The sequence below is a fragment of the Candidatus Edwardsbacteria bacterium genome (assembly GCA_031082425.1).
Lineage (GTDB): Bacteria > Edwardsbacteria > AC1 > AC1 > EtOH8 > UBA2226.
Map to the genome: position 1 here is coordinate 126,486 of JAVHLB010000006.1, position 14,626 is coordinate 141,111.

Here is a 14,626-nt window from a genome sequence, read left to right on the forward strand (position 1 = left end):
CGTTACCCCAATATATCCCGATAATCTATCTTCATGGCGGTCTTGGCCCGGTCCAGCACCTCGCCGGAAACCTCCTGGCCCTTTACGATCCCCTTCCGCAGGACATCCTTCACATAACCCAAATCATTCCCCAGCTCTAGGCGCTTCTGCCGGATGGGGGCAAAATAGCCGTTCATGTTGGCGATCAGCTCCTTCTTGCAGACCACGCAGCCCCGTCCGCCCTTCAAACACTCTTCTTTGATCACGGCATGGTCGGGGGTGAATATCTGGTGATAGGCGTAGACCATGCAGCCATCGGGGTGACCTGGATCGTCCTTGCGGGCCTTGGCGGGGTCGGTGTAGGCGCTCATGATCTTCTTGGCCGTCTCATCTGCTGTATCTTTGATGTCTATGGCGTTGTTCAGCGACTTGCTCATCTTGGCGTTGCCGTCAAAACCCTTGATCCGCCCGAAGGAACCCACCTTGGCCTCCGGCTCCACGAACACCGGCCCGTATATCCGGTTGAAATCGCGGGCGATCTCCCGGGTCATCTCGATCATCGGCACCTGATCTTCCCCCACCGGCACCAGGTCGGCGTTGAAGGCCAGGATATCGGCCGCCTGGGAGACGGGATAGGCGTAAAAGCCGAACGGCAGGGATTCCCCGAAACCCTTCTGCTTGATCTCCTCCTTGACGGTGGGGTTACGCCCCACCCTGGCCACCGTCACCAGGTTCATGAAAAATATGGTCAGGTCGGCGATGGCCGGAATCTTGGACTGGATGACGATGGTGGCCTTTTCCGGGTCTATCCCCGCCGCCAGATAGTCCAAAGTAACCTCGATGATGTTATCGTGCACCTTTTGGGGGTTTTCGAAATTGTCGGTCAAAGCCTGGGCATCGGCGATCAGGATGAAAGTGCGATACTGCTCCTGCAGGGCCACCCGTTCCTTCAATGACCCGAAATAATGCCCTATGTGCAGGGGGCCGGTGGGCCGGTCCCCGGTCAATATTGTTTTCATTTAATTCTGTCCTTTATATTATCCACATTTATTATCTTATTTGTCATTCCCGAGAAGTCGGGAATCCATTTATAGACCTCCCCACATCCCCTCCTTGATCAAGGAGGGGATCAAGGGGTGGTAATGCTATCTCTTTTTCCACTCCAGCAGCACCATCCAGATCGGCAGGTCGTGCCGCCAGCCGGTGCCCTTGATCACCTTCTTGTACCAGGGGTTCCGCGGGAACACCATCTCCAGCTTCTGCCCCTCCAGCATCCCGGCCAGCTTGCGGGCCTCCTTTAGGACCAACTGCAGAGTTTTTATGTCCCGGGCCACGGTGTTGCCGAAGGTCACGTATTTCTTGTCCTTGGACTGGATCAGCATGGTCACCCCGGACAGGCCCTGCCGGTCGAAATAGACATAGACCCGTTTCTCCTTTATCAGCCTCAGCAGCAAGCTTTCGTCCAGGGTCATGGCCTTCCAGCCCTCCAGATAGAATCCCTTCCAGAGTTTGTAGCGGCTGTCTTTTTTCAGCAGGGCCATTATCTCACCGGCCTCCGACGGCCGGGCCGGGACCAGCTTGGTCTCGTTGGCCTGGGGGGCCTTGCACCACATCTCGTCGTAGGTGTTGACGATCTTCATGCCCTTGGACTTTCCCAGGTGGATGGAGATCTTGTTGTAGGAGCCGGTGGCGTAGCGGATGTATTTGGGCTTGAACGACAGGGCCTTGACCCAGGTGAAATCCTGGATGGCCCGGCCGATGCCGTGGCCCCGGAAGGTGGGATCCACCCGCAGCCCCTCCAGCCACAGCTCGCCCGGCCGGTGCTCGGTGATCTTGCCCAGCCCGATGGCGGTGCCGTGCAGATCGGCCACAAAGAACATCCCTTTCCTGTCCTTGATCCACTGGTCCCACACCTCGGGGATGTAATCGCCCCACCGCCCGAAGGTCTTCTGGCAGAAGTCCAGCACCGTGGCCTTGTCCGAAGGTTTGGCCTGGCGGAACCGGACGTCCTTTATCTCGAAATATTTTTTCTTTTTCATGGTATGTCCCTCTCTTTCCAAGTAAATTTTCTTTGCGTACTTTGCGTCTTCGCGGTTATTTATCCTCAGCCTCCGGCGCTTTCCACCTTGCTCCAGGGCGTGAAGCCGTGCCCCAGCACCTCCTTGGCGTCGGTCACCACCATGAAGGCCTTGGGATCCAGGGCCTTCACGATCTCCCGGAGCTGGGCCAGCTCCCGGCGGCTGACCACGCAGAACAGGATGGTCCTCTCGGTGCCCTTGTAGAATCCCCTGCCCACCCACATGGTGCCGCCCCGGTCCATTCCCAGCACCACCTCGCCCCGGATCAGTTCGTAGTGGTCGGAGATGATATAGGCCGCCTTGTTATAAGAAGGGCCTTCTAATATGACATCCAGGATCCGGCCCGAGATATACAGGGTGGTGAATCCCAGCAGGGCCAGGTCCACCTGCCGGAAGGTCAGACCGGCCAGGGCGATGATGAAGAAATCCACCATCATGATCCCCATGCCCGGGGTGAAGTTGGTGTGCTTGGCCAGGATCTGGGCCACGATGTCCGAGCCGCCGGTGGTGGCCTGGTGCCGGAAGGCCAGACCCAGCCCCACGCCCAGCAGCACCGCCCCGTAGATGGAGGCCAGAATGGTGTTCTGGGTGGCGGCCTTCAGGTGGAAGGTGGCCTGAAGGAAGTCCGTCAGAAACGAGGTCATTAACACCGCATAGATGGTGCGGAACCCGAACTTCTTGCCGAATTCCATCAGCCCCCAGACGAACAGCGGGATGTTGATCACGAAGATCATGGTGCCCACCGGCAGTTTGAACAGGTAGTGGAAGATCAACGCCAGTCCGGCCGCCCCGCCGGCCACGATCTTGTGCGGCACCAGGAACAGGTCGTAGGACAGGGCCATGAAGGCCGCCCCCAGGGTTATCATGAAGAAATCCCAGATGACCTTGGGCAGCCGGGGCTTCACTATTATCCGTTTTATGTTTATATCCATGGCAGATCTTACTTTTCTGATTTCCGGTAGGCCGCCATCGCGGCGCTGAATATTTTTCGCAGGGGCGCTTTAAACTTATGGGCCGCCGAAAGGCAGGAATCGTATTCCGGCTGGAACTTTTTCTCTCCCCCCGGCAGTTCCGCCACCTTGCCCTCAATGATGCCGTATTCCGTCCTGACCTTGACCGCCTTCCGGGAAATGACATAACGGTCAAGCGGCATCCGGCGGAGGCCCAAAGTGGTGGTCTCCCGCATGATGATGTCCACCGCCTTCTTTTCCTGGGACGGGTCGACCAGGGCCGAAAGCATCACCGCCGGGCGGTTCTTCTTCATCTGGATGGGCGTAAAATAGACGTCGGCGGCCCCGGCCCGGAAAAGCAGATCCATCACATAACCGCAGATCTGGGGATTCATGTCGTCGATGTTGGTCTCCAGAAGCACCATTTGTTCCAGATCTTTGCCCTCGGCATAAGATTCCCCCACCATCGCCCGCAGGATATTGGGCACCGGCAGGTCCATGGTGCCGGCCCCTTGGCCGACTGCTGTCAGTGACATCGGGGGCATCGGCCCGAAGGAATCGGCCAGATATGTCATCAAAAGTGCGCCGGTGGGGGTGGTCAGTTCGCCGGACAGTTCGTTCTGGTATATTTTGGCCTTCTTCAACAGCAGAGCGGTGGCCGGGGCCGGCACCGGCAGGAGGCCGTGGCGGCATTTGACCGTCCCCTTCCCTATGTTGAGCGGAGAGCAATATATTTTTTCAATGTCCAGATCGTCCAGGGCCAGCATGGTCCCGGCGATGTCGATGATGCTGTCGATGGCCCCCACTTCATGGAAGTGTATCTTATCGACCGCGGTCCGGTGCACCCCGGCCTCGGCCCGGGCCAATGTGGTGAAGGCTTCGATGATCCGCTTTTCGACCGTCGGTTTGAACTTTGCTTTTTTGATCAGGGCGGTGATCTGGGAAAGGTTGCGCTCCGGCTGTTCCCGGTATCTTACCTCCAGATGAAGTCCGCCCACCCCCTGTTTGGCCACCTGTTTGAGCCGGATATCCCAGCCGGAGACCGGGATCTTTTTCAGTTCCCGGAGGATCTTATTCCTGCCGGCTCCGGCGTCGATCAATGCCGCCAGGATCATGTTGCCCGAGACCCCGGTGGGGCAGTCGAAGAATATCGTTTTCATTTCTTGCCGCCTTTCAGGATGGTGGCCGCCAGGTATCCGGCCCCGAAGCCGTTGTCGATGTTGACCACCGACACCCCCGGCGAACAGCTGTTGAGCATGGCCAGCAGGGCGGTGATCCCTCCGAAGCTGGCCCCGTAGCCCACGCTGGTGGGCACCGCGATCACCGGGCAGGCCACCAGGCCGCCCACCACGCTGGGCAGGGCGCCCTCCATTCCCGCCACGGCGACTATCACCTTGGCCTCCCGCAGTATATCGATCTTATCCAATAGGCGGTGAAGCCCGGCCACCCCCACATCCCACATCCTGACCATCCGGAACCCGAAGATCTCGGCGGTCAGGGCCGCCTCCTCGGCCACCGGTATGTCCGAGGTCCCGGCGGTGATGACCGCGGCATAGTCGCCGCTCTTTTTGTTCTTGACCCTGGCATTGGTGATGATCCTGGCCTGGGGATGATAGACCGCGCCGGGGCACAGCTTTTTGACCGCTTTGAAATGCGCTGTATCGGCCCTGGTGGCCATCACCAGCCCCTGCATCTTCCGGAAGATCAGGGCCGCCTGAGCCGGGGTCTTGCCCTGGCAGAATATCACCTCCGGCAGCCCCCGGCGCAGGGTCCGGTGGGTGTCGATGTTGGCGATGCCGATATCCTGGTAGGGCAGGGCCGCCAGCGTTTTCAGCACCTCCGGTTCGGAGATTTTTCCGGCCTTGTACTTTCGCAGCAACTCGTTAAGTTTTTCTTTTTGCATTTTTCTTTCCGTCATCGTAACACCCCTTTTGATAACCGGCCAGATCGAGGGTCACGAATTTATATCCTGCCTCACGCAAGGATTCAAGGATTTTATTTTTTAATTTAAGCGCTTTATTGAATTGCACCTCCGGGATCTCGATCCGGGCCAGATCTCCGTGATGTCTAACCCGCAGATCGCTGAAACCTAATTTCTTTAGAAAAGCCTCTGAACTTCCGATCCTTCTAAGTTCTGGAACTTTTATTGTCCGGCCATAGGGAATTCGGGTGGCCAGGCAGGAATTCGACGAGGCATTCCAGTTGGGCAGGCCCATTTTTTTTGACAGAGCCCTGATCTCTGCTTTGGTCAGTCCGGCCTCGGCCAGCGGGCTTTTGATGCCGTATTTGACGGAAGCCGCCTTTCCGGGGCGATATTCCTTTAGATCGTCCGCGGTGCTGCCTTCAATGATAACTGATATCCCTTTTGTTTTAGCGATCTTTTTCATCTCCCGCCAAAGCAGGCTCTTGCAGTGATAGCACCTATCGGGGGGATTTGATATAAATATTCTGTCCTTTAATTCACCTGTTTTAATGGCCAGGAAATTTAGTTTGAATTTTCTGGCAATGGTTATGGCGGTCATTATTTCGTCTTCGGAGCGTATGGCTGAGACCGCCGTCACCGCCAGATGGTCTTCACCCATGACCTTCTTGGCCATCGCCGCCAGGAATGTGCTGTCTATCCCGCCGGAATAAGCCACCAAAACACTGCCGTACCCCTTGAGCAAGAATGACAACTTTTTCTCTTTGTCCTTTAGACCCATGATCTTTTCTGAGTATTTGCGGATAAGCTATAAATCATAGCTCTATGATCCGGCCGCTCATGTCGTCCAGCTCCACCACCGCGCAGGTCGGCTTGCCGGTAAGATAGCCGCAGGCCTCGCCGGGGTTGACCACCAGGGTCCCTTCTTCGAAGATGTCAACTTTATGAGTGTGCCCGTAGAGGATCAGGTCGTAGGTCCCGGCCTTGATCAGGCTCTCCAGGCAGCGTGGCTCGTGCATCATGCAGATGCTCCGGTCGCCGATCTTCAACTCGTAAGGGCCGCTATGCAGTTCGAATCCCGCCTCCTCGAAGCGTTCCTTGAGATATATCTTCTCCCCGTCGTTGTTGCCGTAAACTGCTATTAGTTTGAGCCTGGCCTTGGCAAAGACCGGGACGATGAAGGGGGCCACGAAATCCCCGGCGTGAAGGACAATCTTAACGTCCTCGTCGAAGAAGGCTTCGCAGGCCTTCTGGCAGGCCTCCAGGTTATCGTGGGTATCGGAGATCAGACCAATCTTCATAGCTTTCTTCCCCTGTTATCTATTCACTATAATCTATTGACTATCTCTGGCATTTGGGGCACCAATACGTCCCCCGGCCCCGGAATATCTCCTTGACGATGGTCCCGCCGCAGCGACGGCATTTGGTCCCCTGCTTGCCATAGACCCGGTGCTTGACCTGGAACCAGCCCTTCTTGCCCTGCCCATCGCGGTAGGTGTCCACCGAGCTCCCCCGGGCGGCGATGGCTTCCCCGAGGACCTGAAAGATGGCATGATGGAGTTTTTTTATTTCCGGCCCGCTCAGCTGGTTGGCCGGACGCTGGGGAGCGATGCCCGCCCGATGCAGGGCCTCCGCGGCATAGATGTTGCCCAGCCCGGCGATGATGGCCTGGTCCAGCAGCAGAGGCTTGATCGGCCCCCTGCGCCCGCCCAGGCGCTCCTTCAACGCTTCGGGAGTGAAATCTTTCTCCAGCGGCTCCGGCCCCATCTTTTGAAGCGACGGGATGCTGCCGGCATCGCGGGCCAGTTCGATGGATCCGAATTTGCGCTGGTCGGAGAACACCAATCTCCTGCCGCCGCTAAAGTAAAAGATGATTCTGGCCGCCCTGGGCAGAGAATCACCTTTTTGCTGGTATTGCAGCACTCCGGTCATTTTCAGGTGGACCACCAAAACCTTCCCGGTGTCCAGATGAAGGATCAGATATTTGCCCCTCCGGTCGAACCGGATGAAACTTCTCCCCGAGATCCCGCCAAGAAACCCTTTGGGAGTTGCGCCCTTCAGCGAGCTGGCGTTGAGTATATCCACCCGTTCGATCCGCTTTCCGGCAAGGCTCCGGGTCAGGTCCCGGCGGACCGTTTCAACCTCCGGCAGTTCCGGCATGGCCTCAGCTGTCCTCGCCCAGGTTCTTCATATCGTTCTCCAGGGCATCCAGCTCGGCCAGCAGGTCATCGGCCTCGCTGAGGGTATTCTCGTTCCTGGCCCTGATGGCCTGGTCAGCCTCGGCCGACTCCTGTTCTCCGGCAATGGACTCAGGCAGCTCGATCTTTATTTCGGGGATGCCGGTTTCCGGCTGGCTCATTTCGGAGGGGAACACTATCTCCGGACCCCCGGGCTCATCTATCTGGATGGGGGCCATCTGCGCCGGGGGATGGGCCTGCGGGGCGTTCATCCCGGCGTACTCCTGGATCAGCGTCCGCTGGCGCTCCCGAAGCTGAGACATCTGCTCCTCAAGCTCGTGGTTCCTGGCGGTCAGTTCCTCGTTGCGGTCCCTCAGGTCCTTGAGGACCTTCTCCCATTTCTGCCGCTGGTCCTGGTACTTGAGCTGGATCTCCTGGATCTTGGCCTGCACCTCCACCCGCCCCTGGGCCATGGCGTTCTGGACATCGTTCTGGCGCTGGGCCTGCATCTGCTGGATTTGAACCTGCATCTCGGAACGGGTCCGGGCCACCGCGCCCTGGATCTCGCTGTGGTGCTTAAGCTCCAGCTGATCGATCTGGTCCTGCATCTCCTGGCGGACCTCGTTGACCGCGGCTTCGATCTGCTTATAGGTAGACTGCACCGCAGCCGGGGCGGCTGGCACAACCGGCTGAACCGGCGGAGCAGCAGGCCTGGGAGCCGCTTGCAGGGGAGGCGGGGCCGGCGCTTCCTGAATGGGCATCCTGGGCGGTGGCTGCGGTGCGCTGGCGGCCGGGGGCGCTGGCGGCCGGGGCGCCATTTGCTGCGGCGGCGGTTGCGGTATATTGGCGGCCGGAGGCGCTGGCGGCCGGGGGGCCATTTGCAGCGGCGGCGGTTGCGGTATATTGGCGACCGGAGGTGCCGGCGGCCGGGGCGCCATTTGCTGCGGCGGTGGCGGCGGAGCTGCTCTGGGCATGGCCGGAGCCTGGGGCGGCGGAGCGGCCGGGGCCGGACCCTCATCGGTCACGATCTTGCCGAAGATATCATCCAGTTCGTCGTCCAGACCGGCGCCCAGCAGTCCGCCGGCGCTGGGCATGCCGGCAGGCTTTCCTATCGGAGTCCTGGCGGCCGGGGCTTGACCCGGAGCGCCGGGCCTAGCTACGGGCTTAGGAGCAAGATTAGTAAGCCAGGCGTTAAACTGCCCCGCATCCTTTTGTTTGTCTTCCGGTGGTACCATATATCTAACCTTTCAAAATTTGCCGATTTGGTATCTCGTTTATAAAAACTTTAGATCCTCTTGAATATCCATCCGTGTGAATCTGCAATTATCCGTCGAATCCGTGTCCTATTTCCCCACTCCGCAGCACTTTTTGTACTTCTTTCCGCTGCCGCAGGGGCAGGGATCGTTGCGCCCCACGTCCGGGCCGGACTTGACCACCGGAGCCTGTTTGGGCCGGCCCTCCTCGTCGCGGGGGATCATTCTCCGGGCGGCCGGGGCCTGGCTGCCGTCCTCGATCGGCCCGGCCGCCGTTGGCGCGGCCAATTCCGGCTTGAAGGCGGTCATGGCCATCGGCCTTGACTGGGGCGGTGCCACGTTCACCGGGTGGGCCTTGAACAGCAGTTCGATGGTGGCCGAATCGATGGTATTATTCAGCTCCATGAACATGATATAGCTTTCCTTCTTGTACTCTATCAGGGGATCCTTCTGCCCGTAGGCCCTCAGGCCGATGCCCTCCTTGATGGCGTCCAGGTTGCTCAGATGCTCCCGCCACTTCTCGTCTATGGTCTGCAGCAGGGCAAAGTGCTCGATCCGCCTCATCAGTTCGGACCCCAGACTTTCCTCCTTCTGCCGGTATCTCTCCCGGACCGCTTCTTTGAGGTATTTCTCCAGCGAATCTATGGTCATCCCGTGATACTGGTCCTGGGAGACCGAGAGGTCCATCAGAAAATGCCGGCGCAGTTCGTCCTTGATGCCGCCCCAGTTCCAGTTCTCGGGATATTCCTTTTCATCGGTATCGGCGGCCAGGATGGCATCCACCACCCGGTCCATCATCTCGGCGATCTTGTCCTGGAGATTCTCGTCGGTCAGGGCCTCGTGCCTTATCTGGTAGATGGCCTCGCGCTGCCGGTTCATGATGTCGTCGTATTCCAGCAGGTGCTTGCGGATGTCGAAATTGTGGCCCTCCACCCGTTTCTGGGCGGTGCCGATCTGGCGGGTCAGCAGGGGATGGGTGAGCACCTCGCCCTCTTCGGCCCCCAGCTTCTCCATCACCCCGGCGATGCGCTCCGATCCGAACAGCCGCATCAGGTCGTCCTCCAGCGACAGGAAGAAGCGGGACGATCCGGGATCGCCCTGCCGCCCGGCCCGGCCCCTCAGCTGCCGGTCTATGCGGCGCGATTCGTGCCGTTCGGTGCCGATGATGTGCAGTCCGCAGGGGACCTTCTCCCGGCATTTCAGCGTCTCATAGTGCGGACACTGATCCGGGGAGCCGTCATCGCTGACCAGCCGGCAGTGCGGGCTCTTGACCACCCCCGGGCCCAGCTTGATGTCGGTGCCCCGCCCGGCCATGTTGGTGGCGATGGTCACCGCCTTGGGCTGCCCGGCATTGGTGACGATCTCGGCCTCTTTCTGGTGGTGCTTGGCGTTGAGCACCTTGTGATCGATGCCCTTGCGGGCCAGCATCCGGGAGAGGGTCTCCGAGACCTCCACCGACACCGTGCCCACCAGCACCGGACGGCCGGCCAGGTGCATCTGCTCGATCTCGTCGATGACGGCATTGTATTTTTCGCGCCTGGTCCGGTAGATCACGTCGTCGTAATCGGAGCGCCGGATGGGCTTGTTGGTGGGCACCACCGCCACATCCAGCTTGTATATCTCGAAGAACTCCGAGGCCTCGGTCTCGGCGGTGCCGGTCATGCCGGCCAGCTTGGCATACATCCGGAAATAGTTCTGGATGGTGACGGTGGCCAGGGTCTGGGTCTCCCGCTCGATGGCCACGTTCTCCTTGGCCTCGATGGCCTGGTGCAGGCCGTCGGAATATCTACGGCCCGCCAGGATCCTCCCGGTGAACTCGTCCACTATCAGCACCTTGCCGTCGCTGACCACGTATTCCACGTCCTTCTCGAACAGGGAATAGGCCCGCAGCAGCTGTCCGATGTTCTGGTTCTTCTCCGACCGCTCGGAGAAGGTCAGCTCCAGCTTGATCCGGGCCTCGGCCTTCTGGGCCTCGCTCAATGATTCGTCGCTGTTGATCCGGTGCATCTCCTCGGACATGTCGGGGATGATGAACAGCTCCGGCTCCTTGGGGGAAATGGTCTGGCGCCCCTTCTCGGTCAGGTCCACCACGTGCGATTTCTCGTCGATGGAGTAGAACAGCGGCTCGTCCAGCTCCCACATCTTCTTGTCCCGGATGTAGTCGTTCTCCACCTCCTGCATCAGCCGCTTGTTCTTGCCGTCCTGCAGCAGCTTGGAGAGCTTCTTGTTCTTGGGCCCGCCCCGGTAGGCCTGCAGCAGCTTGATGCCGGCCTGGTACTCCTCGCCCTCGGCCAGCAGTTTCTCGGCCTCGGCGGTGATCCGGTTGACCAGCAGGATCTGGCTCTCCACCAGTCGTTCCACCGGCCGCTTCAGCTGGTCATAGCGGTGGGTGGAGTGCTCCACCGGCCCGGAGATGATCAGCGGGGTGCGGGCCTCGTCGACCAGGATGGAATCCACCTCGTCGATGATGGCGTAATAATGCTCCCGCTGGACGCACTGCTCCAGGCTGCCAGCCATGTTGTCCCGCAGGTAATCAAAGCCGAATTCGTTGTTGGTGCCGTAGACGATGTCGCACTGGTAGGCATCCCGGCGCTCCTGGGTGCCGGGCTCGGTGTCATCCAGGCAGCCCACCGTCAGGCCCAGGTACCGGTAGATCTGGCCCATCCACTGGCTGTCGCGCCGGGCCAGGTAGTTGTTGACCGTCACCAGGTGCACCCCGCGCCCGCTTAGGGCGTTCAGGTAGACCGGCATGGTGGCCACCAGGGTCTTGCCCTCCCCGGTGGCCATCTCCGCGATCTTGCCCTGGTGCAGGACTATGCCCCCCAGCAGCTGGACGTCGAAGGGCACCATCTCCCAGGGAAGCTCCATGCCCACCACCGTCCAGCTTTTTCCCGTATGGCGGCGGCAGGCCTCCTTGACCACGGCAAAGGCCTCGGGCAGAAGCTCGTCCAATATTTCCTGGTCGTCCCGCCCCTGCTGGCGTTCCTGGACGATCCTGGCCTTGAACTGGGCGGTCTTGCCCTGGAGCTCGGACTCCGAGAGATCTTTATATTCCTCGAAATACCGGTTGATCTCATCGATCCTGGGCTGGAGTTTTTTGGCATCCCGCTGGTATTTACTGCCGAATATTTTTGTCAGTATCTGGCCAAACATGATTTCTTATAACATTCTTAAAATTTAAACACTTATCCAAGCAAATTTAACATACTTTTGCCTATTTTGCAAGCAAATAAGAAGGGGAACGGCGTCATGGCCGTTCCCCTATTCTTTTGGAAGATACCCTACTCCATCGCGCTGTGAAAGACATTCATCACCTGGCCCGGCGTTCCGGCCTGTTTCAGCTGCTGCCGGACCGATTCCCTGCCCATGGCCTGTCCGATCAGCTTCAGCACTTTCAGATACCCCTGAATATTCTCCCCGGCCGAGATCATCAGAACGATCTTGACCGGCTGGCCGTCGTCGCAGACATATCCCGGTATGGGCTTCTTGAGCGATATATATATCACCACCACCTCGTCGGTGGCCGCCCCGGACCGGGAATGCGGTATGGCGACCCCCTGCCCCAGGGTGGTGGGCGAATCCTGCTCCCGGTGCCACAGGCTTTCCAGGAAGGCCTCCCGGTCGAAAACATAGCCCTCGTCGACCGCCAGATCGACCGCCATTTCGAACAGCTGTTTCTTGTCCGAAGCCTCGGCCTCCAGCATTATCAGGTCGTTCTTCAGATAGTCGGCCAGGTTCGGCTGGCGATTCTCGGCCAGGGAGACTGCGTAGTCGATAGCCTTGTCCAGATCGTCGGGAAAACTGTCGGAGCCGATGTGCTGGATGATCTCCAGCTCATGCAGGATCTTCCTGACCTCGGGGCGCATCCCGGATATCAGCACCCTTTTTTTTCTGGCCCTCATTTTCTGGATGATGCTCTCCACCGCCTGGGCCCCTGAGGCGTCCACTATGGAGACCCCCTTCATGTCCAGGATCAGGGTGTCCGGCATGGCATTGGTGATCGCTTTGGAAAAGCTTCGGACCGCACCGAAGAACAGCGGGCCCTCGATCCCGAACACCGAGATCTTGTGCCGCTGCATGATCTTTTTGGTCCCCTCGGAGATGGATGACAGGTCCCGTTCCAACGCCGGGATTATGCCCAGCTGGCTCACCCGGTTGATGAACAGGAAGGTGGCCATCAGCATGCCGATCAGAACGGCCGAGATCAGGTCGGCAAAGACCGTCACCAGCATGGTGGTCACGAAGACCAGGGAATCGGCCAGCGGTGTCTTGGGCAGTATTTTTATCGGCTCCCATTCGAACATGCCGATGGCCGCCATCATCAGCACCCCGCTGAGGGCCGCCAGCGGTATCCTGGCGGCAATGGGAGCCAGGGACAGTATGACCACCACCAGGATCAGCCCGCAGATCACTCCGGACAGCTTGGTCTTTCCCCCGGAACGGATGTTGATCATGGTCCGGACTATGGCCCCGGTGCCGGCTATCCCGCCGAACAGGGCGGCTGCCGAATTGCCGATGCCCTGCCCCACCAGCTCCCGGTTGCTGTTATGCTCGGTGTTGGTGACGCTGTCCACCACCACACTGGCCAGCAGGGTCTCCAGGTACCCCAGCATGGCGATGGCGAACCCGGCCGGAATGGCCCGGTGCCAGCTGGCCCAGCTGGCGTTGGGCCAGGCGGGAAGCTGCAGGACGTTGGGAATGCTGCCGACGATGCCGATGGCCGGCGATCTCATAAAAGCCAGGCTTTTCCAGTCGAAGCTGTACAAAAAGGCCCCCATCCGGTCCCCCAGGAAAAAGGTGATCAATGACCCGAACAGCAGGCCCAGAAACAGTTTGGGAAGCGATCGGTTGATCAAGGGAACGATTATTATGAATGCTATGGTGATCAGGGCCACCAGCGGGGCGCTGAAAAAGGTCTTCAGCTGCTGGCTGAATATCAGGATGGCGATGCCGTTGGTGAAGCCCGAGATCACCGGCTGGGGGATGAAGCTGACGAACTTGCCCAGCTTGAACAGCCCCATCGCTATCTGCAGGATCCCGGCTATCAGGCAGGCCAGCAGCAGGGCGTTGACGTCGTGGAACTGCACGAAGATCTGGGTCAGGATCACCGTCATCCCGCCGGTGGGCCCGGTGATCTGCTGGGGGGTGCCGCCGAACAGCGAGGCGAATATCCCGGTGAACACCGCGCCGTATAGCCCGGCCACCGCGCCGCTGGGATCACCGTTGGTGGCCAGGATGCCGAACCCCAGGGCCAGGGGCAGGGCCACGATGGCCGAGGTCAGGCCGCCGGCCAGGTCCCCTTTGAAATTGGAAAAGTCAAAACGCAGATAATCCCTGAAATCGAATTCCCGGAAATATTCCGCCGGGTCGAATTTTTTAGCCAAAGCCTGGAGCCTCATGGAATGACGCCTTTCTTAATCAAAAAGTTTATGTATGGACAGCCCGGCCTTCAAATATGCCCTCTGAATGAAGGACGGATCATAATGTTTACCGAAATAATAATATACCGATCGGCGATGCTCCTCGGCCATTTTTCGCTTTTCCTGTTCGGTGCTCTTGCCCCAGTGATGGACCAGCTCGGCCTGCGGCACCACCCAGCTCTCCCAGCCCTGCAGATGGGCCCGGTAGCAAAGATCGGTATCCTCCAGATACATGAAGATGTTTTCGTCGAATTTGCCGACCTCCTCAAGCATCTCCCGTCTCAGAATTATGCAGACCCCCCCCAGGGCTTCCACCCGGCGGGGCCGGTCCAAAGCTATTTCCTTCTGCAGATATTTTTTTGAGCCGGGATTGCCCGGCAGGATCTTGGATAGGGGCGATTTACGGGCGAAGATGATGTTGGCATAGGTGGGGAACCGGCGATAGGTGGGCTGAAGGCTGCCGTCCCGGTTCAGCACCTTTGGGCCGGCCAGTCCCGCCTGCGGGGTGTGATCCATGAATTCTATCAAAGATTGAAACAGGCCCTTTCTTATGACCGTATCGGGATTGAGGATCATCAGGTAACGCCCGGAGGATACCGCCATCCCCTGGTTGCAGGCCCGCCCAAAGCCGGGATTATCGGGGTTCTTGATCAATTTGACCCCGGGGAAATCGGCCGATATCGTTTCAGCGCTGCCGTCGCAGGAGGCGTTGTCCACCACGATCAGTTCCAGCCCCTTGTCCGGCCAGGGCCACTCGGAGCGGACCGACTGCAGGCACTGTTTCAGCAGCTCCCGGACGTTCCGGTTGACTATTATCACGCTCAGTTCGGTCATTTTTCATCCCTAAA

12 protein-coding genes are annotated in these 14,626 nt (G+C 59.3%); all 12 read right to left on the reverse strand.

Annotated features, from left to right (window positions below; translation table 11 throughout):
* Positions 1-2: 2 nt before the first annotated feature.
* On the reverse strand, positions 3-998 hold the full coding sequence (gene trpS, locus RDU76_07595) for a tryptophan--tRNA ligase (GenBank protein ID MDQ7798787.1): 996 nt from the start codon (positions 996-998) through the stop codon (positions 3-5).
* 126 nt (positions 999-1,124) lie between these two features.
* A complete protein-coding gene (locus RDU76_07600; GenBank protein MDQ7798788.1) occupies positions 1,125-2,018 on the reverse strand; it encodes a GNAT family N-acetyltransferase in 894 nt (297 codons plus the stop codon).
* A 65-nt stretch (positions 2,019-2,083) separates the two neighbouring features.
* Complete coding sequence (locus RDU76_07605; GenBank protein ID MDQ7798789.1) at positions 2,084-2,989, reverse strand: YitT family protein; 906 nt, start codon at positions 2,987-2,989, stop codon at positions 2,084-2,086.
* A gap of 8 nt (positions 2,990-2,997) precedes the next feature.
* The gene (gene larC / locus RDU76_07610) at positions 2,998-4,167 is read right to left on the reverse strand and encodes a nickel pincer cofactor biosynthesis protein LarC (protein ID MDQ7798790.1); all 1,170 of its coding nucleotides are present in this window, start codon (positions 4,165-4,167) and stop codon (positions 2,998-3,000) included.
* A complete protein-coding gene (gene larB / locus RDU76_07615; GenBank protein ID MDQ7798791.1) occupies positions 4,164-4,910 on the reverse strand; it encodes a nickel pincer cofactor biosynthesis protein LarB in 747 nt (248 codons plus the stop codon). Before larB ends, larC begins: the two co-directional genes overlap by 4 nt.
* The gene (gene larE, locus RDU76_07620) at positions 4,891-5,709 is read right to left on the reverse strand and encodes an ATP-dependent sacrificial sulfur transferase LarE (GenBank protein ID MDQ7798792.1); all 819 of its coding nucleotides are present in this window, start codon (positions 5,707-5,709) and stop codon (positions 4,891-4,893) included. Before larE ends, larB begins: the two co-directional genes overlap by 20 nt.
* Before the next feature lie 34 nt (positions 5,710-5,743).
* The gene (locus tag RDU76_07625; GenBank protein MDQ7798793.1) at positions 5,744-6,229 is read right to left on the reverse strand and encodes a metallophosphoesterase; all 486 of its coding nucleotides are present in this window, start codon (positions 6,227-6,229) and stop codon (positions 5,744-5,746) included.
* Between the two features lie 40 nt (positions 6,230-6,269).
* Positions 6,270-7,088 (reverse strand): bifunctional DNA-formamidopyrimidine glycosylase/DNA-(apurinic or apyrimidinic site) lyase, encoded by an 819-nt coding sequence (gene mutM / locus RDU76_07630; protein ID MDQ7798794.1) that lies wholly within the window; start codon positions 7,086-7,088, stop codon positions 6,270-6,272.
* A gap of 4 nt (positions 7,089-7,092) precedes the next feature.
* Positions 7,093-8,199, reverse strand: a complete 1,107-nt coding sequence (locus tag RDU76_07635; GenBank protein ID MDQ7798795.1) for a hypothetical protein — start codon at positions 8,197-8,199, stop codon at positions 7,093-7,095.
* A gap of 249 nt (positions 8,200-8,448) precedes the next feature.
* Positions 8,449-11,511, reverse strand: a complete 3,063-nt coding sequence (gene secA, locus RDU76_07640) for a preprotein translocase subunit SecA (GenBank protein ID MDQ7798796.1) — start codon at positions 11,509-11,511, stop codon at positions 8,449-8,451.
* Positions 11,512-11,639: 128 nt separating this feature from the next.
* Positions 11,640-13,757, reverse strand: coding sequence for a SulP family inorganic anion transporter (locus tag RDU76_07645; GenBank protein ID MDQ7798797.1), 2,118 nt, complete (start codon positions 13,755-13,757; stop codon positions 11,640-11,642).
* 15 nt (positions 13,758-13,772) lie between these two features.
* Positions 13,773-14,612 carry a glycosyltransferase family 2 protein gene (locus RDU76_07650; protein ID MDQ7798798.1) on the reverse strand — a complete coding sequence of 280 codons (840 nt, stop codon included), beginning with the start codon at positions 14,610-14,612 and terminating at the stop codon, positions 13,773-13,775.
* Between the last annotated feature and the right edge of the window lie 14 nt (positions 14,613-14,626).